Here is a 24,629-nt window from a genome sequence, read left to right as displayed (position 1 = left end):
TTTTAAATTTTAATAATTTGTGAGAATAAAGGAGATAATAAAATATAGAAAACACATATATAATTATACATAATATTCAGAAAACCAATAGTATGTATCCCTGAAGGAGTATTATTTATAAATGGATAGCAATTTAAATATAATTTAATTGATTTTGAATAATTTATAATTATATGATTTATACATATAAAATGCTAATAAAACAATTATTGCAGAAAATATTGCTATTATTGTTATTGAAAATAAATTCAAGAATCCACTCATTTCAGATATTAATAATATTATAATATTCGCAATAGACAGTATTAGTAGTATACCGCCAATGTCCACTAATGTAGAATATTTTATATTTTTATTAAAATTAGTATTTATTGATATTATCCCTGAATTAAGAAGTTTATAAAATATATTCATCATTTTGGATATTATTATTGAACAAATTAGTAAAAGAGCCACTAAAATATAAAGTGTTATACTATTTTTACTTAATAAATAATAAACTGAAAAACTAATAATTATTGATAATAATACAAAACCCTCGATTAGTTTTGTTTTGGCATGATTTTCTATTTTTTTATTGAGTTTTATATTAATTTTATTTATTAATTTAACTGAGGTTATAATTACTATTGAAAAACCAATTAATATTGGAATTAACGCATAATGGATTATTAGATTTTTAGAAGTAATAGCCTCAACTGAAAACATTACAATATAAATTAAAATAGCAGATATAAAGAGTTTAACGGCTATCGTTTTATTTTTCTCCCGTTTTTCTTTAACATTGACTTTAATTCTTTCAGGATCATACATTCATATAATTATATAAATTTTTTATATTAATATTTCTACTATAATTGCAGGGAATGATAATATCACCTGTATTGAACCAAATTGGTGAAATTTCCAAAAAATACGGTATGCTCTCAATCTGCCTAGGCCTTTAGATACATTATTCTAATGTTATATTCTTTGTTGGCATTTAACATTATGGAGCAATCTTAAAACTAGAATTCATAAATAAATTTAGCATTATAAATCATCCAGATCAAATACATAATAACCATTTTGCCTGAGAAGTTCTTTGTTTTCTACATTCTTCGCAATTATACCGAATACAGGATGGCTATTCACACTTATATTGTTATATATTTCTTGCATGTTCTTTATTATTTTATATGCATCTCCATAGCTCAATTTTTTATATTTTACTTCAAATATTCCGGTATAGTATTTTTTGGCGTCCTGTATCACCACATCAAATTCATAATTAGAATTATTGCCTACCTTATTTTTAAGTTTTCCCCAGGATCGGCCTATATAGGATATGGCAAATGGTAATTTATCTTGATTATGCAATAATAAATCCCGGGCTATGAATTCAAATCTATGGCCGAATAATGTATTTATCTCACTTTTAATTTTAGAAATAACTACTTCTTCATTATTCATTTCCAGCAAACTACGGAAAGGGTAAACGAATTTAAACCAGAAGTTAAAAAGATTATCCTTAATATAGTAACTGTGAATATTCCTGACATTACTTTTAATTATCGATTCCTCCCTTGCTATTAACTCGGCCCGTATTAATACATCAAGAACCTTAGATAGTTTATTCTGTGCTATCCTGGATTTTACCGAAATTTCATTAAAAGTAGTTGCACCTGATCCTATTGTATCCAGAACTGCAAAATAAGATGTTAAATCCTTAAACTCCTCATGTAATAAATTTAGAGGTTCATTATACAAAAATGAATTTTTATTAAGAATTTTTTTGATTATATTATTATATATATTTCCGGAATCAAATTCCTCAAGATATCGTGGGACACCACCCAGAATCATATATATTTTAACCAGATTATTTATATCTGTGTTAAAAAAACTTCCCGTATCGATAAAATTCAAAGGCTTTATATTCATCTCACCGGTTTTTCTGCCATATAATGCAGAGCCGTATCCCATGGCAATTCTGTATATTGAGGATACCAGGGAACCTGAAAGAACCAGGAATATTTTCGTGGTCTTCAATTTTTCCCAATGCCTTTGCAATATCGTTGGCCAGGATTTTAAAACCGCTGTTAAATACTGAAATTCATCTATTACTACAATAAATCTATTCTCTTTCGATTTAGAATAGAGGAAATCAAAAAAATTATCCCAGTTTTGAAATCTCACATTATTGAACTTTTCAGATGCTATATCAGAAAATGTATCCAGGATGTTTTCACTCGCATCTGCCATAAAAAACAGAGCGTTGTCTTTATTTTTTAAAAATTCATACAGTAAAGTAGTTTTTCCAATTCTCCTTCTACCATATATCAGAATTAATTGGGCTCTATTTTCATTGCTCAAATCTTCTAAATTCTGTAATTCATTTATTCTATCAACAAACATTCTTTCAGGTATCATACTTTGAATAATGTAAAAGTGTATTAAAAGTTTTACATTCCAAGTGTACGTAGACAGGGATGCATGCAAAGTGAACACTGAGGGCCCTGAAGAGGCAACGTTATCACCGGTAGTGAACTCCAATACTATTATTACTGCAACTCCTTTAGCAAGTGTGGATTTTAGCATTTGAATGCTCCCTATTACATTTGCTTTATATTGAGGGCTTTCGTTTTATGTATTTCAATAAAAAAAATTACATTGACAAACATTATTCTGGCCTGCTGCAAAATTTATACAAGCATAAAACATAGTTGCTAGAATTCTGGATAAAGTATACATTTAATTATCCTGATCATATAAGGATTCTGGTAATGAAGTTTGGACAAAATTGAACGCGTTTTATGGGCTACTTCCGGTATTACTCTCATACAAATTATGGTTGGATTTTATCTCTCACAGATTGCAAACCCTGCAAATTCTGAAATTTTAATTTTACATATATCACTGGGTGTACTTCTCTTTATCATGTCAATTTTATCTTACGTGTACACTAAAAATATAATCAGACTTGCCCATCTTGCAATAGTTAATATTTTGTTGATAGTTATAACCGGTATAATCGGGTCAGGATTTATCATACTTAAAACAAATAGCTTCTACTCAACATATATTCCATATTTGCATATGTTACTGGCAATTGGAATAATAAGCAATTATGCCGTCATGCTTGGCATTAAGAGGACAATTAATAGTGTAGACAAGTAATGAAAGGCTAGGAAATGAATAATAACGCATTTTTACATTTTCCAAATAAATGCCCACTTAAAGGGCAGATTTAATCTGTGCAGCTCAAATGTATAAAATAAACCTCATCAACTCATTTATATCTCACTTATTATGAAATAAGTCCAGCAGGTAAGTATTAGAATTCAGTAGAAAATTCAATAATTTAACATATTGAATTTGAATGCCATTAACGGTTTCAACCTTTTCCATATTATAATTTATAATAATACCATGATGCAAATTGAATTTCTTGCAATATCCGCACCCTGGTTTCCTACCTGGTCAACACAGCCTGTTATCACGTCATCAATTCAATGAGGATCTATTTTATTAATTGCAAGAGTATCTCTGGTTAGATTGCCCAGAAGGTCCACGGGATGCACATCTTTTAAACTTCCATTCCTTTTACCTATGGGCGTCCTTTTTGAATCTATGATATATGCAGTATTGCCTGAATTTTTCATAAAAACACTATTATCTATTATGGCTTAAAAATTTTGATTGGGCATTTAGGAATGCTGGATTAAAATGTCAAATGGCAATATAACTTATCGGTTTTTCCTATTTCCTACGATTTGTAAATTCCGGTATTTGATTAGCAACGTATAAAAAATAGCACTTTTGCTGTATTCATATATAATCGGGTCATCCTGTTTGGAAAAATAAAGTTATTGATATAATACTCATTTGAGTTTCTTTCACAGTAATTTTATCGACTCAATATTTTATTGATTTGCATATTTCTTCGCCAGAAAAATATATATTTTATCCCCTTAATGAACGGAATTATATTTAATTAAAGGTCTTTGGTCATCTTTACTGCTATCCTGATACTTGCTATTCTAAATAGTTTTATATCATCAGTTATCAGACCATAACCTCTTTCAATTGAAGCTCCAAGAAATGACGAATCGTAGAATGTCAGCCCCTCTGTTAAAGCAAGGGACAAAACAGAAGACCATGTAGGAATAACCTGTTCTATAGAATTAATTAATTCAAACAAAACCGAACCAATATCTTTTGCCTCTTCCTTTGATATTGTATTCTTAACATTACTGTTTTTCCATAAAACATTTCCAACTTCATAAATTGCAAGAGGTATAGTCGCATTATCCAGGATTTCTGTATACTTGCCACGCCGGAACAGGTTAAATATTGAGGAGGTATCCAATATATTCATCTTTCCCTATCCTCTCTAATGTCTTTTACCAATTCATCCATTTTTAATTTCGATAGCACGGGAGCAACTTTTTTCATTTTTTCCATTAGCTCATTATCCCTGGCCCTTTTAATTTCATCGTGAATGGCTTTTCTAATAATTTCAGTCGGATTTATACCCAGTTTTCTTAATTCTTCTCTATCTTCTTTAGTAATTTTCGCTGATAGTGTCGTATACTTATTCATATTATAATATATACTACATATACTTAAGAATTTTTGTAATACATACTATACCTATAATATAACTACAAATTGTTATTATACTGGTGAGAACGCAGAGATTTTTCTGAAATTTAATAAATAGTCTCCATAACATTGATATTACTTTAGATCTCTGAATTCCTGAATTGCTCCAGGTACCGAGGAACTAATCTCCTGTACCAAATATAGTTCAGTTAAACAGCCACGCCGATGGTGACATTTGATCTACTGGTGAGTCTGTAGATTTTCTGCGAATGGATCGTAAAAAATAGCACTTTATTTTTATTCATATACAATGGGGTTACCCTGTTTGCAAAAATAAATTAAAATTTATTTAGATGCTGTATAAGCCTCTACATTCTGTTCAAGTGATTTATTCTTCGTTTCAGGTGCTAAAAATATAACTACAAATAAACCTAAAACCGAAAAGGCGGCAAATATTGATAAGGATTTAAAAAGTGGGAATAAAGGAAATAAAACTATACCCATTATTGCACCTACCCTTGAAACAGATGTTGCAAGCCCCTGGACGCTTGATCTTATAGAAGTGTCGAATATTTCCGTAGGATAGAATAATGTCACAGCACCTACCCATTGCTCAAAGAGAACAAATAGAAAATAAAATGGAACTGCATATAATCCTGTTATTTTTATTACTGACCCTAGAATTAAAAGCACCGACATAATAAAAAATCCAGCTATAATTAAAAATCTTCTGCCAAGTTTGTCTGCTAAGGGCAAAGCAATTAAGTAGCCTGAAATGCCACCTACCGATATTAACATGCTGATCTCAGCTATTTGCCTGAACTGATCCTTGAATCCCAGTGCACTGAAAATGACTGGATAATAAAATCCTAATCCATATGCCGCAACATCAAAGACAAACCATGCAAGCAAAACAAATATTAGCATTGTATAGAATTTAGGGGATTTCTTATTATATTTCTTATAATCTTTCTCCTTTGATAAGAGCCACCTCGGGGATTCAGGTATTTTAAACCTTAATAATATTACAGGTATAGCTATCAGGCCGCCTATTATAAACGTATATCTCCAGAAATATGCATTAATCACAAATATATAATTAACAAAAGACGAAACAAAAGCACCTAACCAGTACATGCCTACCATTGAAATTAATAATTTGCCTCTTGATTTCTTAGGTGAAAACTCTGCCATCATTGTTGAACTTATTGGATAATCGCCGCCAATGCCTATTCCCATTAAAAACCTTGATAAAAACAATTCAATAAAATTATTTGATAAGCCAGCTGTTATGGCAAAAACAACGAAGAATATCAGGTCCAGCCCGAAAATCTTCTTTCTTCCTATTCTGTCGGATAATAATCCGAGTACAGGCGCTCCGATAAGCATTCCAACAAAGGATGAAATATCAACAAATATATATTCCATTTTTGTGAAATCCAATTGTGCAGGTATAACCAGTATGGCCATTGTTATTATTGACAGATCATAGCCATCCAGGAATATGCCCATAGAGGACAGTGTAAATAACTTCTTCTGTTGAAACCCTATCTTTCCGGTATCCAGTTTATTAAAATTATCCATATAACCACCTTTTACACTTAAAGAATCCATATCAGGGTTCAAAATACAGAAATTACTTAATTCTAAACTATTATTGTGAATATTTATTTAAATTTTTTTACTGGGTGTAGTAATATTTACCATCTGTATATGTAAATATTATAATATCAACGATGTGAAATAAAAAATTTATAATATCTGAAATATTTAAAAGGTCTTATAATAACTTAACTAAAATAATAGATAATTATAATACAATAGGCATAAGTTCCATAGCAGATATGGATTACAGTTGTATCCGTGGTATAATAATTAAAACATATTTAAAAAAATTTGCATGGCATTCCAGCTAAAATATAAATAAAAATGCAGGCAACGCCAGAAATAATATAGTCAAATCCCCTCATCCACCTTATTTTTCAGCACTTCTAGAATATGGATGAAACTTTCATGGGCTTTTCTTAAGGATTTATTATTAATAGGCACTCTTTCTGATCCTATTGATTCCGTATTATATGAGGTTACCCTGGCTGGATTTTCCAATCTATGATCACACGCGTTGCGGTAATTAGAAAGGGTGAATATATATTTACTACCTATCCCTATAAAGCTTTTTTCAAACCGTGTCATTGTAAAATCATCGTTCGTAAACGCCTTACCCTTACCATTGCCAATTTGGTTATTTTGATAATACTCAATAGCAGCCCAGAAATTAAACAGTGACATATACATGGTGCTTATGCTTCTGCGGATCAAAAGTTCATCAGTAGTCTCCACATCAATGCCGTCTAGTAACCTGGCCGGATTAAGTGTGTTTATTCTATTAATCCCTTTATACATCCTATCATTAAATATCCTTTAAGTAAATTCTCTCTTGCCAGTAAGTTTTTATCAAGTACATCCCATTCTTCCCAGTTGCAATCTGGAATTAGGAGCTTTAAATATGAAGGTGAGGAATTTTCATCCAGCACAACTTCAATTGCTGGGGTTCCATAAGTTGCCATGTAATAGGTAAAATAATATACTAATAAATTAAACAATTCTTCCATTTGGGCAATACTTAGAAGTTCACGGAACTCTGCAGGGTTATTTATATAAGCTATTGAATTCACACATTTGATTAATATCTCGGTTAGGAAAGCTTTATCATCTGGTTGAACGACTGATGATATATTATTATCATCTTTGTCATATCCAATGGCGAATACATTTTTCATTATTATCTCCCGATTATTAAACTCTTCATCATAACCACTATTCACCGGAATAGATGATGGCGTATCAAAGTCAATGTATGGTGAAATGTTTTCCATTATTATCACTTAATTATTATCTAATCATATTTACAATTTTCCCTATATCAGCCAGTAATCTGGTTAACGAGTCAATATGGAAGTCAGGAGTCCTGTATACGGCCAGCAGGTTAGATTTGCCTGGCTCGATCACATTTTGTTCAATATCTATTTCACTTATATATTGCTCCCTTAGATCTGTACTGGTATCTGCACCGTCTATGATTTTAATTGATCTATATTTTGGGGACGACATTGTTTGCAAATTTTCTACCTGTTTAAACTCTTCATAATTTTTATAATTTATTATTCCGGTAATAGAGATTTCATAAGCAAATACATTGGTATATTGTAAATTGGTCACTAAATCTTTGAGTTTAGAAAAGATTTGTTCATTAGAACTTATATTTGAATTGTTCACATTTGTTGAAATTCTAAAAGCCCCTCTAATTTTTTTACCATAATTAATGTTAAAAATCGCCAAATCTATTCCTTCAATAATTTTCTTTAATGTAAAATTCTGGTTAAGCTGGGCACTGAAAGAAAAGTTTTGATTGACATTATTGGTTGGAGCCGGGAACGTGAATGCTTCTTTAAATGCTTTATCATCGCTGCGTGTGAATAGGTTAAATATATCCACGGGCTCGTCAACGATAATTATAAAATTTACAGCATGATTAAATTCATAATCCATCTATTATCAATTAAGTAATGTAAATACAAGTATAAAGATTATGGTTACAGGAATCGCCATTAGAAAAGACCAGATAAGATCATAATCTACGTTCATTCCCATATACCAACTTCTATGGGGTCTTGTGCACTCCATTCAAATTCAGAAACTTTGAACGGTATGATTAAATTAATGCAATAATTTGTTCAACTATCTGTATATAAATAAATATTATCATACTATTTTCACACCATACCGGGGTTATTACTACGAGTTTAGCAGAAAAATTTTGATACTTGCATGTTTAACCCAGCAAATATTTTCAGTGGTTGATAATTTAGCAAAACTGGTTTGAACTAGACTTGTGTGTTCCTGAAAGGCAAGCGGCTAGAAATATCCTGCTCGAAATAGCTATGGAATTAAATCTATGGAAACCGGATAAATCCTAATATATGTATATACGTAAACTGATATTTAATACTGAAACTAAATATTTTCATAGCAGTTGTCTGAAATGAAATCGCAGTCAGCTGGCATAACAATTAAAATCCACCGGTCAAAAAATTTATATGCAAATAATGATTTATATCTCAATGGTAAAATTAATTAGCAATTTTAAGTATGTCATGTTCCTGATTGCTACTGGCTTATTTGTAGGAGTTTTTACTTTTCTGATCCTATCCTTGCCGGGAATATACCGTGACACAGTATCGGTGTTTATTTTGCCTCCAGCTATTGCAGCCATATTCACGTTAATCAGTTTTACCTCGGCAAGAAAATTAAGAATGAGTGGAAAAAGGCTGGCCAGGTCGCTGGGGCTTTTCTTTATAATGGCCTATATAATGCTTGAATCCATTTTTGTCATTATTACCTTCCATACAATAGAGGCATTATTACTGCTAATCCCTGCAGACCTTGTACTAATGTCCATTCCTCTTTTTATCCTCTTTAGCAGGGGCAAGAAACAGGAAGGATTAGAATTCAATAGTGATTTAACCTCAAGGTTGCAGTCTATGCTTGGAACCAATGCACCTGAAGTGTATACAAAAGCAGGTGTTGGCCTTATGTTTGGTGGAAGTACTGATGATGAACCATGGAAAATCATCATCTATAAACACGCTTTGGAATCCTTAAATGATGACGAACTGGATATGTTAATGCTGGAAATATACTACAAAAAATTATTAAAAACAGGCCGGAAAACAGTAAACTTTGCATTCTCTCTTGTTACATTTTTATTCGACGCCTATATTGCTTTATATGTAGTGGACATGAACGTTGCTCCGGTATATACTCTATATTTTATCGGGGCAGAATTAGGGCTTTTTATAGTTATTCTTTTGATTCCCTTAATATTTTCCCGTGTAGCCATGAAAGGAAATATTGCTGTAGATAAGCAAATACTCTCACATAACGGCAACAGGATGGCCCTGATTTCACTTATTAATAGAGAGAATGACCGGGAACCTGCAACAATGATGACACAGAGGCAGTATGACCGTTTAAAGGCAAAACAGAAAATGAATGCTAAAAAGCGCATAGAAAACCTTGATGTTATAGATTAATTACAACATATTTGTTTTTAGTTTATTCCATGGTAATATCCGATAGAATTTTTCTATATGCGGTAAGTCTCTACATCGCCGATTCATCAAAATATCTGGCCGGGATTATCTAAGCATATGAAAATAACAATTCAATTGAATATTTTATTCTGATGCGTCTTACCTGGCATGTACATTAATAAAAAATATTAACTGAAATTTTTTCGTATTTATATGCGTTCAGATTGTTATTAATTATAAATAACCCGATATTTATAGCTTCTGATAGGGTGTAGAAAGTCCTGTAAAACAACTCTTAACGTTTTAAAATACATCGGTGAAGCTATAGTTTTCTGTACATAAAGTTCATCTTCTTCTTGAAACCCATCTTTTCGAACTTCTTTACATTGAAATCTTTGGTGTGCAATCCTACCGAGACTGCCTTTCCCTTCCATTCCTCGAGGAAAAGGTTCATCATTTGTTTTCCCAGGCCCTGACCTCTCAGCTCCTTAAGGACAAATATGTCATCTACGTAAAGCCTGTTCTTTTCCAAAAGCGACCCTCTCAGGAACCCAACGATTCCTCCATCTACAACAGCTACCAGCACATTGAACTTTGACTTACCTATCAGCTTTTTCATTTCACTTGCCTCAAGACAGTCCCACCAATCTGGAAATTCCTGGTGGGCAAGTCTGTCTATTTTCAGCAATGATTCAAGATCTTTCGTCTCGGCAAATCTAATCGTAGTTTCCATCTGAATCAACATTAAAAAAAGAGACATCACTATTAAAACATTATTCTGTAAACTAATTATAAGGTCCAGCGACTGGTGGTCTGTAGAATACAAAATATTATCTATTCTCTGTACTCTACGGGAATATTCAAATGTATTGACAAACACTTACCAGGTATAATTTGTTAATCATACTTATATCCTTTCCAGCATCCATTTCCATACCGGTTTTACCAGTATTTTTTTGTTTTCTATTTCAAAGGCATCTTCCTGATCCAGTGTGATTATTAAACCGGTGGAAAGATTGAACTTCTTAACAGCTTCTATTATTCCATCAATTTCCCTTTTCTTATTATCCACATTTAATTCAGATGTTACCTGTACTGCCATTTTTATATTATTTTTCTCTTTAACTATGAAATCACATTCATTATTACCTTTATAATAGAATATCTCTTTATAAGTTCTGCGTATAAATAAAAATACAGAATTTTCCAGTAATCTGCCATAATCCATGGAAAATGATGCTGAGTTTGCCAGTATAAGCTTATTATCTATACAATATACCTTCTTCTGATTCATTATCTGTTTTTTAAACGAATAATCAAATTTTGGAATTGTAAATAGTAAATAAGAATCTTCTAGATAATGAATGAATGAAATTACAGTGTTTACAGAACCCAGGTTAAAAGTTTTTTTGAGTTTATTATAAGAAAATTCATTTCCTGTGTTTGTCAATAAATATAAAGCAATATTTTTTAATAGTTTTGAATCGCGTAATTGATGCCTGGCAACTATATCCCGCTCTATTATATCAATGAATAATTCTCTTAGTATTTCTTCCTTTTTATACTTCAAATATTCCGGAAATCCACCTTCCTGTAAATATTTCATGAATGATTCAGTGTTTGCCTCTAAATTTTCCAGGGATAAAAACTCTTTAAACGAGAATGGAAAAAGTTCAATATTGATATGCCTGCCTGTAAGTTTTGTTCCCAGCTCTTTACTTAATAGTGATGCATTTGAGCCTGTAATGAGAAACCTTTTGTCTATGTCCAATTGTTGCCTAACAAAAACTTCCCATTTATCAATGTTTTGAATCTCATCAAACATATAATAATTACATTCTTTAAACAGTTCTTTAAAGACATCATCAAGTTTTTCAAAATCGTTGCTATCAAAATCATTAAGCCGGGCATCTTCAAAATTTAAGTAATAATAATTATCAATATTGCTGATATACTGGTGCAATAATGTACTTTTACCGCATCTGCGTATGCCGGATAATATTATTGCGTATGGCATATCTAGATTGATATCTTCTAGTTTCTCTCTGGTAGTTCCATATTCAAAGGCTTTCAGATCATCCCTCTGTGCATTTACTACTCTCTTTAATGTTTCCTTTAGAATCATTCCTTATATATTGCATGGTATATATTTAAGTCTATTCATTGCTAATGAAAACTATTGTTCATTACAACTGCACAGAAATTTAAAGACTGCTCCATACAATTTCGTAGTCTTATCAAACATGTAATTATGCATAAAGCAATGGTAGCTAATAAAACCGTTACGGTAAAACATTATTCACCTGATGGAGGGAGCTTCCATGGCTCTAATATACGCAATCAAAAATTTTGCCTAAGTATTTATATATTTTACAAAAATGTGCATTTATAATGCAGAAAAATAAGTGGTACTTAACAAAAATAAATTCTGATAGTTTCAATTTATCTATGGTTGCTCTTGATTGTGCCTATTCAATTGAGCAATTAATAAAAAATAAAAATCAATCAAAATACAGAGAATATTTAAACAGTGGCATATTATTATTAAATTTACTTAGAAATGCAGCTTCAACTCAGTTCACTCATTCAAATATAAATGGCGAATTACTGGACAGAACAGTACGTGAGCTGACGATGTCACTCGGGTTAACTCAAATTAGTGAATTAACTATGGAATTGGTACGTGTTATCAACGACATTAACTCAGAGAATTATAATCATGATAATATTGATTTCTTCCTAAAAATTTATGATGCAATGAACAAAAGTTCAGCTGAAATATTATTATGAAAAATAAATTATTATATATCTGAACAAATAATAAATGATACGGGTGATTTAATAAAATCGTTTATTTAGCTATATCCAAACAGATAAGCATTAACAAATTATCTGTCTGGATTATCAAATAACGTACGATACTAAAATTATCAACCTATAGATACGTATAGTGGCCATCAACCCGGAGAATAGCACTTTCCAGGAATATTAAAATGTTTTAATATGTTTTCATAATAAATGATATTATTTATAAATGAACATTATATATAATCAACATGAAAGGGCATCTTATAGAAATAACACTGACGGCGGAAAAACCATCCTGCGACGTATTAAAAAAATTGGCACCATTAAATTTAAAGGTCAGAATATTCCAGATAAATCCTTCTGCAGGCAGTACAAATCACCTTATGGGAATTGAAAATTATAAGAAAATCCGCGAAAGCATAAAAGATGACAAAATCACTATTTATGAAAACCAGAGAGATAAGACCTGGTTAGAAACACATAGCTGCGAAATATGCAGGGCAGTTGCCTTATCAGGCTCAATAATAACCTCGGTTAAGATATTAGAAAATTTAAAAGTACAGTATAAAATTTTACTTAAAAATAAGAAGGCCCTGGAAACTCTTGACCAATCAATAGATGGAATTAATTACAATTATGTGGAAAGTGTAACTAAACTGCCGGAGGAGCTGACTTTAAGGCAAAAAGAAGTATTGTATATTGCATTTAAAAATGGTTATTTTGAATTTCAGAGAGGGATTAACCTGGACGGATTGGCCAGTGAACTTGGAATAAGCAAGAAGGCTGTCCAATCAGACCTGAAAAGAGGTATTGACAAGATAGTAAAAGAATACATATTTAATAACATATAGGTACACATATGATATGCTTAAGTTATATCCTATTTGTCTATAATTGAATTGATAGAAATGGCTTACGAATTTAAATGTAAGGATATAGGAATGGATTGCGGATTTGACGTAAAGGCAGATTCAGTGGATGAATTAATACCTGTAATACAGGTACATGCAAAGAATGCACACAACATCACTGAGATAACACCTGAACTGTTTTCAAAGGTTAAGGCCGCAATAAAACAGGATTAAACATATAAATTTTATATTTTAAGGCTTTAAAAATAATTTTTTTATTAATTTAATGGAAATTTTAGATTCTTTTAATATTTATTTCTGTTAAGATGATACACAATTATGTGAATAAATTAAAGGTAGGAAGTACCTCTATTGAAATGTCCAGCTTTCTCTATATATTGCTGGGTATTCATTTTCAATGAATACTATTGTTCAGTATAACTGAACAGATAAAAAATTATATAATAGTTATAATAAAATTATACCAAATCCTCTTTAATTTTTTTGAGGTTTTCATTAATCCTATTATAATATAATTCAAGCATATACTGGATTTCCGGGTCATTGAACTCCATAGGCAATGGGTATTTCTTCAACGGCGATAATGTATTCTTTCTAACATTTTCTACCGGTATATGTAAATCAGGTGGTTTCCAGAAATTATTTAACTCTTCCACAGCAACTGATGTATCCTTATTATTTTCCTTATTTTCCGGTATATTCCCGTCATTATTCTTTGAAATAGCGGAAATGAGCTCTTCTTTTCTTTTTCCATTTAATTCGAATAATAAAAATGGATCATCATCAAGCCGGTCTGCCAGAATATAAAATACAGCAGCTATGTGTTTACAGGGAATAGCATAATCCGGGCAAGTGCAGTTCATGTTAATTTCATCTCCACTTTGAGGGAACAATGATGCACCACCCTGTTTAAATGCATTTTCCAGCTCTGATGGTACTTCACCGGCAAGCATTCCAGCAACCAACCCCTTTGTGGATATTATCTGCTTTACTATTTTTTCCCATGCACTATCACCAAGTCGCGGAAATTCAATACTTATTCTATATGGCTTTTTCCTTGAACCCTGGACATCAGCACTAACTACATTCGAATCTATATTAACGCTTAAAACCTGACCTACCCTTGCATATCTTTTTCCTCTCTGAAGCCGGGTTTCCCAGCCATAAGAATTTAAAATGGCTATAAACCTTTTTGACCACCATTTAGTTCCTATATCTCCTTTTTTTGATTTTACCTTCATGCCACCGGTTGTTTTTATCGCAGTCCTATAATAATCATCATAATATTTTCTTCTTGCCATTATTCATCATCCTCCGAAGCAATAACTTCCCTGCGCAATGAAAACACATTTTTAAGATCTGTGCTGGATAATCCTGTAATCCAGGATTCATCAGATGCACCGATAATTTTCTCCCTCAACATGCTTTTCCCCTCTATTATATCATCAATTTTTTCTTCTATCGTGCCTGTGGAAATAAACTTGTAAACGTGGACATTTTTCATTTGACCTATCCGGTATGCCCGATCTGTTGCCTGGTCTTCCACAGATGGATTCCACCAGCGGTCAAAGTGTATTACGTTTGTTGCTGCTGTAAGGTTAATTCCCGCACCGCCAGCCTTCACCGAAATTATAAAAATTTTAGGGCCATCAGGATCCTGAAAACGTTCAACCATATTCTGCCTTAAAGACATAGGGGTGCTCCCATTGAGATAAAGCGCTTCTTCACCCAGTTTTTTAAGCATTTCTTCCTTTATTATCTTTCCGGCATCGGTATACTGTGTGAATACCAGTGTTTTCTGATTGCTGTCAATGGCTTCTTCAAGCATTTCCCTCAGCCTTACCAGCTTTTCTGATCTGTCGAGCCTTCTGTCCAGATCACCTGAAACCAGTGAAGGATGGTCTAAAAGCCGCTTTAATTTCGTTATTGTGGATAGTATTACGCTTTTTCTCTCTATACCTTTTTTCGTATTTACGGATTCAAGCATTGTGTTCACAGCTGCTTCATATAATGATGCCTGTTCCCCTGTCAATGGTATATACACCTTTACCTCTTCCTTATCCGGCAGGTCCTGTATTATACTTTTATCTGTTTTTACCCTTCTTAATATCATGGGATTTACCAGGGTATTCAAGGCATTCATTGCATTTTCATCGCCATATCTCTCAATAGGAATAGAAAAAGTTTCCCTGAATTTTTTTTCTCCGCTAAGATATCCGGGATTTATAAATTCAAATATTGACCTTAAATCCTGAAGCCTGTTTTCTATTGGCGTTCCAGTTAACGCAATTTTAAAATTGCCCTGTAATGACCTTATAGCCCTGCTCTGCTTTGTAGAATAATTTTTAATGTACTGGGCTTCGTCTGCTATAATTCCATCCCAGTTTACCTGTGACAAAAATTTAATGTCCCTCTGGAGCAGCGAATATGATGTCAATACAATTTTATAATCTGTAATATTGTCTATAAAATTATCATCCTTTTTTCTTGAATTTCCATGGTGTATGTATACATTCAATGAAGGTGCGAATTTATGGATTTCGTGCTCCCAGTTGCTAATAACAGATGTGGGGCATAGTATCAATGATGTTGATCCGTTATTTTCGAGCCTGTCCAGCAAAAATGCAATGATTTCAATAGTTTTCCCTAAACCCATGTCGTCAGCAAGGCAGCATCCAAAACCTGCGCCTGTCATAAATTTTAGCCATGCAACACCGTGTTTCTGGTATGCCCTTAAATTTCCAATGAAATTTTCCGGCTCGTCTATAGGCAATGTTTTTGCGTTGCCACTTATTATATCTCCAACCCATCCTTCCCCTGAAATTTCAACCACCGGAATTGAATTGCTATTTTCCATTGTTAGAAGTTCCGGCAGGGACATTTTTTTATTGCCTTTGTCTAAAAGTTTCAATATTTTATTTAACTGATCATTATCTATCTCTACCCATTTCTTTCCAATCTGCACTAAGTGGCTTTTCATAATGGCGAGTTTTTCTAAATCACTTTTGGAAACCGGTTCACCGTTAAGGACAATATCCAGGCTGTAATCCAGCAGTGCATTAATTCCCAATTTTACAGAATTATTAATATCCCCAGCTTTAACTTTTATTTTAATACCCAGTTTGTTCTCTTTCTTTCCCCACCATTCTGGAAACAGTATACCGAATCCAGCTTCCTCCATAGAACTACTGTACGTCTTTAATAAATCAAAAACCTCTTCATCCGAGAGATATACACCATCCGGTTTTGAGGTGATATTTTTTCCGATAGGAGAAAATATTGACTGTGCAATTCCTATTGAACGCAATAAAAACTCTTCTGGAAATGCAGTATATTTATTAATCAGGGAAATAGTTTCAGAGTCTTTTCTATCCCATATTTTGCCATATGGCACCATCAGGCTCGGATCCTTTTTGGATTGCAAAAAGAATTTAAGAAACCATTGCCCATTATTTTCCGGAGGTATAAGATCCATGCATGTCCTGAATGGAAAATTTAGTGTGCTCTTGATCTTCTCTGACCATGAAACAAGTTTTTGCATTGCCAGGCTACGGCCATATGTAACAAATGGATTATCCAGCGATAATGAGTTTACCCATTTGGCGGCATCACCTACCGAACCTTTTACTGGCTTCCCGGGATTATAGGCAAATCTTCTGGAAATACTATCTATAACCTCTGATATAAACATCCTTAGCATTGTTTCCCTGTCAATCTCCATGTGATTAAACGCAAGGCATACTCCGGGCATGTTTTTTGATAATTCATATATTAAACTCTGGTCTTCATATGTTTCCAGAATGGGAAGCCATCTGGATTTTATAGTAGTCCCTTCTTCTGTTGCAGAAGGTATAAACTTTTGCTGAGTTAATAGGTTAAATGCACTACTGGCGGCGAGTTTCCAGAACTTTAAATCATCTCCTATTATAATTCCGTTTATAATGTTATTATTTAACTGTAGCAGCATCAGGAAAACATCTGTTATATTTACTGAGATTCCGTTAATATGCCATTCCATATACGAAAATGTATCGTTTTCGTTTTCATTTGAAACTATGCCTGATAGTTCACCTGATACCAGTGGCTGATCAAGTGAAGTTGGAAAAACAGCGGATAAAGTTTCGTTCTTAAAATTAATTTTATTGCCCCATATTTTTTTAACCGCATTGACAGCAACCTTTGAAGTGCCTGAAAATGGATGGATAGCAGGATTTTTTATTTTCGTTTCTGTGGTTTCTGACCATAAAAAGAATGAGATACCCTTTTCCTCAACATGGCAACTTCCATGCAATACTATAATACTGCCTGTCTCTTCTAGCCTAACATTCAGAGTTTTACTATCCTTCATTATATTACCCGCTAATCATTTTTAAACGGAAATACAATGCATAACCACAATATATATTATTCCCAACCCTTGATTATGCCCATAATGAACGCCGTATGAGAAATAACCTATGTTAAGAATCACTCTGAATTAATTAAGGTGTATAGGAGAAGCAAAAACACGTTATACTTATGTACTTTATGTACTAGCTAGCGAATCTCCCATGATTCATCATTGCTGATATGTTTTTTCTTTTTAATGGGAAGGTAATAGGTATCCGCTTAATGATTTTTTATTTTGATAAGTATTGAGACCATGAATATCCTCAGATTATCTGCTATGATTATGATTTTTGATACAATATTCATGAGAACCCATATATTATATAGTAGTATTGCAAGATAGAAATACAATAGCCTTACATTGAGTCTTCTGGATGTAGTTCTTGCAAGGAATTTCCTTATCATCCAGTATCCTGTCTCTATTCCCCATCTTTTCCTGTACAGTTTGAGCAGCTTATTCGGTGATAGGGCAATGTTTGTTGCGAATATGTATAATCCCTAACCCTGCCTGCTGTGCCCGTATAGGGAAACAATGTGGAATGAGGCCTGACCCCTCTTTCTCCTTGCATGTGAAGAGGTTGTAAATTTCCAGTCAGAGGATCGCATGAACATATTAAACTGGTCGTTCATAACATAAGTATACAGGTTTGAAATTTAATTATTATACATATATAGCTAAAGAAAGTGCAAAAAATATGAAAAATAGAGACCGTAAAGTGTAGAAATATCAAAACAGGTATTAACAGGTTCAAATAAATCTGGTTTTTACACCTAAAGAAGACGCTATAGAATTTTGTTCCTTATCTGCGGTAATAAAAAGTGAGGAAATATTCATTGATGAGATTATATGTATCACGGCTGCTAACGGTTTGTGCAAGTCCATACAAATTTTACTAGAACGAATCATGATATCACTGTTAATATTTATTAAATCAATAGCATTTAATTTTATTAAATTTCTTACTTCATCATAAAACCTATTAAACATCTCAATAGGGTCATCTATAATTTGCTTTCTCCATGATTTATCAAAAACTATTGAAATTTCACCAATTGTTAAGATAGAGGTAATGATCTTTATTTTACTATTGTACGCATCGTTAAATAAGGCATTAATAGTCTCCGAAATTGCTTTGCTTATGTGCCTTTATACATAGTCACCTGCATCAGGATAAACGTTTATCCATTTCATCTCTTGTTTCATCAAGTATTTTTTGTGTATCAACAATTTTCAGCTTTTTTCTTTTCTCAACTATCTCATCAGGTGAAGTGTAATTATATTTAATTCCTATATCTATAAAAGATTTATCATGTTCTTCTACGGATAATAATAATCTTAATTTGGTTTCTACAAACTCGCTTAATGTTACATTTTTCAAGAGCAGGATCGATTTAGCTTTTATTATTATATCCTCATCTATTAATAATGTCAATTTTTTCTTCACATAGATATAAATATATACATATATAAAAAGTTTATTTTTTTCATTATGCCAGACATAGAGTCTCTATTCGTTACTAGATGGATACAGGAAATTTCGGTATTTCTAGACGTTATTCCATATGTGCCAACTATTATCTGAGGTATTGCATTACAAATCTAGTATTTCCGCCACATACCAGATTTAAAAATATTTCGAACGATGTACACCATAGTAATATTGCAAGCTTTCTTCAGCTATCTGTTTGCTTGTCTATCTTGTTATATATTATTTCTACTCCTTATCTGTTATTATATATTCTGTTAATATGTAATTATTCTAGAAGGCACTTTTAGGTTATCACATACGATGTAGAACAAATGTTTTCCTCTATTTTTATACTAAGATAATAAAGATCATTGGGGTCCTCTAGAGCGACCTGAGGATGAAGGTTGGACTGGCCGTGTGCCTGCTTTTTTATACTAACTTGACCCCATTTTATTTTCAATTCTTCCTGGAATATATAACAATGCCATTTCCTTAAATAGGTTTCAAATTTTTCTTTTATTGTCTTTAAAACCGGTTGTTTGTCCTCTTTGCTAAGATGTAACACCGTTTTCAGGAAAGTGTCATTCATTAAAGTAAAAATATGGTTATATTTTATTACACTCTCTTGAAGTTTGAGAACTGGATCCATCCGCTATCCTTAATTTTGCGAGCATTACATCTCTAGATTCAGGCATGTTCCCAACCGCTGTAATCTCCTTCTTCCCATAGTTCTTTCATTTTTGATTCCTGGGCTTTCGCGACAAATGTATTAAGTTCCGAGGTCTCTCGGGCATCCTTTATAAGGTCTAGAATGATTTCATTGTATGTCTCACGTGGGTCCTTCTTTATTTCTTTAAGAGCATTCACCACAGACTTCTTTAATTGTATAGTAGTTATTTCATCTTCCAATATATATCACCTATATGTTTACTATAGTATGCTATAGTTTATAAATATTCACTTATCACCCATATAAATTATATTACTATTTGAAAATAATTATTTTTTACACGTCTATCTTACACCTATTTTTATTAAATTTACGATAAACTGGCATTTTAAAATGTTCTTCTGTAACTGCTGCGCTGTTATACTGTTGCATTGTCCTGCTTTCCAGTTCCATCGCCTTTCCGATGATATAAGCTTTCTTACAACTGGGTCGTGAATATAAGGAAAACAATCTTGGTGCATCTCCATATGTGTTTCTGGGAGTGATGCATCATTTACGGCATACAGGCAGCAGTCCTGTTAGTATAATATGGAAACTTAAGGAACCTTCCCTCCACAATATATAGAAAAACTGAATGGCATGCTTCGTGCATGACCGGTGAATTATACTATACATTAATTTATTTATCAATTTATAACCTTTCATAATTATATTATGGCACTGAACTATATATTTTAATATACAGTTATAGACACAATTGCCCATAATTAACAATAAAAATATAGAAATACAAATTTCAATATGAATCTATAAATCTTGAGAATAAAGATTATAAATATAATCATTATATACATAATTATGGAAATATTCTTTGATAGAGAGAAAGACTGGATGGATTAATTGATGAGATAAAAAATACAATTCCTCATAGTTTTAATATATCGTGTGTTCGGAGGCATACCTCATTTTAATAAGTATTTTTATACACACAAATTAAAAAATATTGAAGAGATGATTAAAAATATTTTTCAGGAAACAAGTGTATACGCATATGAGCCAAGGGATTTCCTAATGGAAGAATTTGGAAGAGGTTCAGCAACATATTTTAGTATATTATATGCTATTTCAACCGGTAAAACTAAGGTATCCGATATTGCTGGAGTTACAGATATAAAAGCTACATCACTTCAGCCGTACTTATATGAATTAAGGGGTGTTTTGAATATAATTATCTATGAATTGCCTGTAACACAAAACAATAGGGGCATAAATAAAAAAGGAATATACAAAGTTAATGATAATTACATGGAATTCTGGTTCAGCAAGTTTTATCCGGTAATAAACCAATTTGAACTGGGCAACTATGAAGGTGTTATAAATAACCTGATAAATTCTATTAATTCAATAGTGCCATATAAATTCGAAGATATATGCAAAGAATTTCTGGTTTATTTAAATAACAATTCCAGCTATTTACCATTTAGCATCAGTAAAATAGGAAAATGGTGGGGCAAAAATAAACTGGAACCAAACTATAATCAAGAGGAAATTGATATTATAGCAATTAACGATAGTACACTGGATATTATTTTCTCAGAATGCAAATGGAGCAATAAGCCGATAGACATAGATGTATACAGTAACTTAAAAAGAAAATCCGGGTTAGTATCATGGAATAATGATAAAAGAATAGAACATTTTATATTATTCAGCAAATCTGGTTTTACGGATAGAATGAGGGAAACTGCAAAACTTAATAATATAATTTTATTCGATCTAGTTAAAATGCAGGAAATAATAGATAGCGTGGTCTGATCAATCGTGCAAGCAGTTTAAACGGGAAATTAAAATACAGGGGAAGGGACATGTCAACGTTTTTCCCTGCCAAATAACTTAGGCAGAAAGCTGCTCTTCACTTCCTTATCAAAAATCCGGCCATTTATGAAGGCCCCCTCTCCACAAAAAATAAATATATAGTATACGTATACTATATTATGGTAAAAATGGTATCTCTGTCCAATAAAGCATATGCTGAATTAAAGGATATCAAAAATATAGACGAATCATTTTCGGATGTAATACTAAGATTACTAAAAAATACAAAGGACATAAAACAGTTTGCAGGAATTCTCAAAGACCATAAAAGCGAACTCGACTTAATGGAAGAAAGCATTACAGACGATAGAATGCCTGCTTTTTTATACTAACTTGACCCCTGGGTTATGATTACTCACGAAATGATAGTTCACTTTTTATTATATATGGCAGGAGAAGGGTAGGCAAAACAGAATTAATAAACCAGTTCATAGGCAAGAATGGAATATATTTCCTTTCTACAGATGAGGGGGATATTCAAAATATAAAAGATTTTCAGAAAGTTATTTCAAATTTTTTGAATGATGATAGTATTAATAACGGCGTATACAATGATTTCTATTCATTCTTTTCTATGCTGGCAAATAATGTTTCATTTAAAGACTATGTATCAAGGAAGAAATTAATAATAGCAATAGATGAATTTCCATATCTAATCGAAGGGAACAGATCAATACCTTCAGTATTCCAGAAAATATATGATCTGTTATTAAAGAATATGAATGTCATGTTAATTCTCTCCGGTTCTTCCATAACAATGATGGAGAATAATGTACTGTCGTATAAGTCCCCACTGTATGGGAGAAGGAGTGGCCAGATAAAATTAAAACCCATAAAATTCAGATATATAAAAGAATTTATAAATTACAATTTTACAGAACTATGTAAAATCTATTTTATTCTTGGAGGGATACCGGAATATCTATTAAAAATAGATAATAAATTAACTTTTGATGAAAATATTTTACACAATATAATAAATAAAAGTTCAACACTGTATAATGAAGCTGAATTCCTTTTGAGAACTGAATTAAGGGAGACCCGGAATTATATGTTAATCTTAAGATCTATTGCAGGAGGTTATAGAACTGTAGGTGAAATCAACTCATATACAAATATGGATAAAAGCATGGTTTCAAAATATATAGATATTTTACTGTCCCTGGAATTAATATCCTATGAGATACCTTTCGGGGAAACTGAAAAGTTCAGGAAGAGGTTATATTATATTAATGATAATTATCTCAAATTCTGGTTCAGGTATATTTTACCCAACAGGACAGGAATAGAAAATTTTAATTACCTTGAAGTTGCAAGGAAAATAGAAAATGATTTTTCCCAATTTGCAGGAGAACAGTTTGAATATTTAATGAGAGAATTAATCATGGACGGTATTCTCGGTAGAACCTTTACCACTGTTTCTCGATGGTGGGGCAAAGTTGGAAATAATACTGGCAAAAATATTGAAGAGATAGATATTGTTGCATATTCTGACACAAGAGATGAGATATTATTCTGTGAATGCAAATGGACGAATAAAAAAGTAAGTTATAAAATTATAGAGGAATTGATAAGGAAATCAAAGTGGCTTTTAAATAAATATAATAATAGTAAAGTTTCATATGCTGTATTTTCTAAATCAGGTTTTGATTTCAATACTGATACACTTGAAAAAAACATTATAGCAATGGATTTGAAGGGAATTGAAAATGCATTGTATAAATAAATCCTAGAAAAGCTACAGATAAGTAAAATATAGCCTTCACCCTTTTATAACATAGTTTAATTTTTCTAATTTCCATTTGAAAAGAACAGAGTTATAAGTCGATACAATTTATATTATTGATTTTTCCATATCCTGTTTTTAAATATAATTAATCTTATTGAGAATATAAGCAATATAGAAAATAATATGAGCAGATATTTATATACTGCAATATTCTGATATATCCCATGAACAGATATTCCTATGCCTCCAATGGAAACAAATAACTCTAAACTAATGTATATTAATATGCCGATTCCTTTTTTGAGTGATGTTTAATTTCCATTTCTTTCACAATTTATCACCCGAATTAAAGGCCTAACCTTTCCAGGCGTATAATAATCATTCATTATTCTTATTCCATTCTATTAATTCCCTTATTTTCTCTTTTTTATCTGGAAATCTATTACTGAAAGATTCCAGTGCTGTTAATTTTCTGTTTGTTTCTTCTACTCCGTATAATTCGTCCGCTTTTTTTATTGCTATTTTCTGTTTTTCTATATCTTCCTCCTCATTATAGCCCAGGTCCTTTAAAGAACCGGGATGACTTATTTCTATCTTTTTTACCATAATTAATACCATGAATTTTTTTATATATAAAACAGCGGAATTAATTGCTCATCTTCCTTTAATAAATGGTAATCGTCATTAATTTATGATTGGTAAATAAATGATTTTCCATCGTATGGGAATATTAAATAATCATATATCCTCCGGACCAGTTAATACTATCATTTTCATATTTCAACAGCATTGCTGATTATCTGTGCATTTGCAGGCAGTAGATTATTTTTAACCTGAATATGAAAAGGGAAATATGTGCTTCTTAGGGTAGATTTAACCATAAGATTAAACCTGTATTCCCAGGCCATTCAAATAATGGAATGATGATTAATATCATTATGCAAGAATATACAGTTGACAGGCAATACGAATCACATAGGAGCATGGAAGAAGTCAGATTGGCAAATGTAATGGAACTGGAAAGCATAGCAATAAAATAGTGTACCCACACAGCAGTTGCAGAAAAACCTTTTAAAATGGCAGTATACAGCAAATTAAAAAATATAGAGGTAAAGCCACATTAAATCAGGGTAGTGT

At 32.0% G+C, this 24,629-nt stretch carries 27 protein-coding genes; 8 read left to right on the top strand and 19 right to left on the bottom strand.

All coding sequences use genetic code 11. From position 1 onward, the window contains the following. Positions 1–144: 144 nt before the first annotated feature. Together FACI_RS00280 and FACI_RS00275 are read right to left on the bottom strand one after the other, a co-directional pair. On the bottom strand, positions 145–813 hold the full coding sequence (locus FACI_RS00280; RefSeq protein ID WP_009886076.1) for a hypothetical protein: 669 nt from the start codon (positions 811–813) through the stop codon (positions 145–147). Between the two features lie 219 nt (positions 814–1,032). Further along, complete coding sequence (locus FACI_RS00275) at positions 1,033–2,580, bottom strand: ATP-binding protein (protein ID WP_009886075.1); 1,548 nt, start codon at positions 2,578–2,580, stop codon at positions 1,033–1,035. A gap of 192 nt (positions 2,581–2,772) precedes the next feature. Here FACI_RS00275 and FACI_RS00270 point away from each other — a divergent pair, with 192 nt between their 5' ends. After that, on the top strand, positions 2,773–3,159 hold the full coding sequence (locus FACI_RS00270) for a hypothetical protein (protein WP_048074014.1): 387 nt from the start codon (positions 2,773–2,775) through the stop codon (positions 3,157–3,159). 332 nt (positions 3,160–3,491) lie between these two features. On the opposite strand, the gene FACI_RS10170 is transcribed toward FACI_RS00270, so the two are convergent. The 7 genes from FACI_RS10170 to FACI_RS00240 form a co-directional block, all read right to left on the bottom strand. Beyond that, positions 3,492–3,644 (bottom strand): hypothetical protein, encoded by a 153-nt coding sequence (locus tag FACI_RS10170; RefSeq protein ID WP_009886073.1) that lies wholly within the window; start codon positions 3,642–3,644, stop codon positions 3,492–3,494. A gap of 332 nt (positions 3,645–3,976) precedes the next feature. After that, complete coding sequence (locus tag FACI_RS00265) at positions 3,977–4,360, bottom strand: type II toxin-antitoxin system VapC family toxin (protein ID WP_009886072.1); 384 nt, start codon at positions 4,358–4,360, stop codon at positions 3,977–3,979. After that, positions 4,357–4,584 (bottom strand): hypothetical protein, encoded by a 228-nt coding sequence (locus FACI_RS00260; RefSeq protein ID WP_009886071.1) that lies wholly within the window; start codon positions 4,582–4,584, stop codon positions 4,357–4,359. Before FACI_RS00260 ends, FACI_RS00265 begins: the two co-directional genes overlap by 4 nt. Positions 4,585–4,932: 348 nt before the next feature. After that, on the bottom strand, positions 4,933–6,171 hold the full coding sequence (locus FACI_RS00255; RefSeq protein WP_048074094.1) for an MFS transporter: 1,239 nt from the start codon (positions 6,169–6,171) through the stop codon (positions 4,933–4,935). A gap of 372 nt (positions 6,172–6,543) precedes the next feature. Next, positions 6,544–6,990 (bottom strand): hypothetical protein, encoded by a 447-nt coding sequence (locus FACI_RS00250; RefSeq protein WP_009886069.1) that lies wholly within the window; start codon positions 6,988–6,990, stop codon positions 6,544–6,546. Further along, complete coding sequence (locus FACI_RS00245; protein WP_009886068.1) at positions 6,966–7,463, bottom strand: hypothetical protein; 498 nt, start codon at positions 7,461–7,463, stop codon at positions 6,966–6,968. The genes FACI_RS00250 and FACI_RS00245 overlap by 25 nt, the downstream gene beginning before the upstream one ends. A 16-nt stretch (positions 7,464–7,479) precedes the next feature. Further along, a complete protein-coding gene (locus FACI_RS00240) occupies positions 7,480–8,136 on the bottom strand; it encodes a hypothetical protein (RefSeq protein ID WP_009886067.1) in 657 nt (218 codons plus the stop codon). A gap of 572 nt (positions 8,137–8,708) precedes the next feature. On the opposite strand from FACI_RS00240, the gene FACI_RS00235 reads away from it, so the two are divergent. Beyond that, positions 8,709–9,680: a hypothetical protein gene (locus FACI_RS00235; protein ID WP_019841293.1), complete on the top strand. Its 972-nt coding sequence runs from the start codon at positions 8,709–8,711 to the stop codon at positions 9,678–9,680. Between the two features lie 322 nt (positions 9,681–10,002). Here the strand turns inward: FACI_RS00235 and FACI_RS00230 are convergent, their stop codons facing one another. Together FACI_RS00230 and FACI_RS00225 are read right to left on the bottom strand one after the other, a co-directional pair. After that, entirely contained in the window at positions 10,003–10,413 is a 411-nt protein-coding gene (locus tag FACI_RS00230) for a GNAT family N-acetyltransferase (RefSeq protein ID WP_238553363.1), read from the bottom strand. Between the two features lie 174 nt (positions 10,414–10,587). Then, entirely contained in the window at positions 10,588–11,805 is a 1,218-nt protein-coding gene (locus FACI_RS00225; protein WP_009886064.1) for an ATP-binding protein, read from the bottom strand. 266 nt (positions 11,806–12,071) lie between these two features. Here FACI_RS00225 and FACI_RS00220 point away from each other — a divergent pair, with 266 nt between their 5' ends. From FACI_RS00220 to FACI_RS00210, 3 genes are all read left to right on the top strand, one after another. Next, positions 12,072–12,470 carry a hypothetical protein gene (locus FACI_RS00220; RefSeq protein WP_009886063.1) on the top strand — a complete coding sequence of 133 codons (399 nt, stop codon included), beginning with the start codon at positions 12,072–12,074 and terminating at the stop codon, positions 12,468–12,470. 266 nt (positions 12,471–12,736) lie between these two features. Continuing rightward, positions 12,737–13,339: a helix-turn-helix domain-containing protein gene (locus FACI_RS00215; protein ID WP_009886062.1), complete on the top strand. Its 603-nt coding sequence runs from the start codon at positions 12,737–12,739 to the stop codon at positions 13,337–13,339. A gap of 57 nt (positions 13,340–13,396) precedes the next feature. Beyond that, the gene (locus FACI_RS00210; RefSeq protein WP_048074012.1) at positions 13,397–13,573 is read left to right on the top strand and encodes a DUF1059 domain-containing protein; all 177 of its coding nucleotides are present in this window, start codon (positions 13,397–13,399) and stop codon (positions 13,571–13,573) included. A gap of 245 nt (positions 13,574–13,818) precedes the next feature. On the opposite strand, the gene FACI_RS00205 is transcribed toward FACI_RS00210, so the two are convergent. The 7 genes from FACI_RS00205 to FACI_RS00175 all read right to left on the bottom strand — a co-directional run bounded on the left by FACI_RS00205 (position 13,819) and on the right by FACI_RS00175 (position 20,085). Continuing rightward, positions 13,819–14,661, bottom strand: coding sequence for an SWIM zinc finger family protein (locus FACI_RS00205; RefSeq protein ID WP_009886060.1), 843 nt, complete (start codon positions 14,659–14,661; stop codon positions 13,819–13,821). Next, the gene (locus FACI_RS00200; protein WP_009886059.1) at positions 14,661–17,708 is read right to left on the bottom strand and encodes a DEAD/DEAH box helicase; all 3,048 of its coding nucleotides are present in this window, start codon (positions 17,706–17,708) and stop codon (positions 14,661–14,663) included. The genes FACI_RS00205 and FACI_RS00200 overlap by 1 nt, the downstream gene beginning before the upstream one ends. Before the next feature lie 260 nt (positions 17,709–17,968). Continuing rightward, complete coding sequence (locus tag FACI_RS00195) at positions 17,969–18,154, bottom strand: hypothetical protein (protein WP_009886058.1); 186 nt, start codon at positions 18,152–18,154, stop codon at positions 17,969–17,971. Positions 18,155–18,247: 93 nt separating this feature from the next. Continuing rightward, the gene (locus tag FACI_RS10415) at positions 18,248–18,379 is read right to left on the bottom strand and encodes a hypothetical protein (protein ID WP_256378721.1); all 132 of its coding nucleotides are present in this window, start codon (positions 18,377–18,379) and stop codon (positions 18,248–18,250) included. A gap of 536 nt (positions 18,380–18,915) precedes the next feature. Beyond that, positions 18,916–19,194 carry a DUF6364 family protein gene (locus FACI_RS00185; protein ID WP_009886056.1) on the bottom strand — a complete coding sequence of 93 codons (279 nt, stop codon included), beginning with the start codon at positions 19,192–19,194 and terminating at the stop codon, positions 18,916–18,918. Positions 19,195–19,522: 328 nt separating this feature from the next. Next, on the bottom strand, positions 19,523–19,807 hold the full coding sequence (locus tag FACI_RS00180) for a hypothetical protein (RefSeq protein ID WP_148285702.1): 285 nt from the start codon (positions 19,805–19,807) through the stop codon (positions 19,523–19,525). A gap of 98 nt (positions 19,808–19,905) precedes the next feature. Then, complete coding sequence (locus tag FACI_RS00175; protein WP_148285701.1) at positions 19,906–20,085, bottom strand: hypothetical protein; 180 nt, start codon at positions 20,083–20,085, stop codon at positions 19,906–19,908. 814 nt (positions 20,086–20,899) lie between these two features. On the opposite strand from FACI_RS00175, the gene FACI_RS00170 reads away from it, so the two are divergent. The 3 genes from FACI_RS00170 (at position 20,900) to FACI_RS00160 (ending at position 23,489) form a co-directional block, all read left to right on the top strand. After that, the gene (locus FACI_RS00170) at positions 20,900–21,703 is read left to right on the top strand and encodes a DUF234 domain-containing protein (RefSeq protein WP_052317721.1); all 804 of its coding nucleotides are present in this window, start codon (positions 20,900–20,902) and stop codon (positions 21,701–21,703) included. A gap of 179 nt (positions 21,704–21,882) precedes the next feature. After that, positions 21,883–22,095, top strand: coding sequence for an antitoxin VapB family protein (locus FACI_RS00165; RefSeq protein WP_019841290.1), 213 nt, complete (start codon positions 21,883–21,885; stop codon positions 22,093–22,095). Positions 22,096–22,103: 8 nt separating this feature from the next. Beyond that, positions 22,104–23,489, top strand: coding sequence for an ATP-binding protein (locus FACI_RS00160; RefSeq protein WP_048074011.1), 1,386 nt, complete (start codon positions 22,104–22,106; stop codon positions 23,487–23,489). A 381-nt stretch (positions 23,490–23,870) separates the two neighbouring features. Here FACI_RS00160 and FACI_RS00155 read toward each other — a convergent pair whose 3' ends face one another. Further along, entirely contained in the window at positions 23,871–24,098 is a 228-nt protein-coding gene (locus FACI_RS00155; RefSeq protein ID WP_048074010.1) for a hypothetical protein, read from the bottom strand. Positions 24,099–24,629: the final 531 nt, after the last annotated feature.

Origin of the sequence: Ferroplasma acidarmanus Fer1, assembly GCF_000152265.2 — an archaeon.
Taxonomy (GTDB): Archaea; Thermoplasmatota; Thermoplasmata; order Thermoplasmatales; family Thermoplasmataceae; genus Ferroplasma; species Ferroplasma acidiphilum.
Note: the sequence above shows the minus strand (reverse complement) of the source record. Positions and strands in the feature narration are given on the sequence as shown.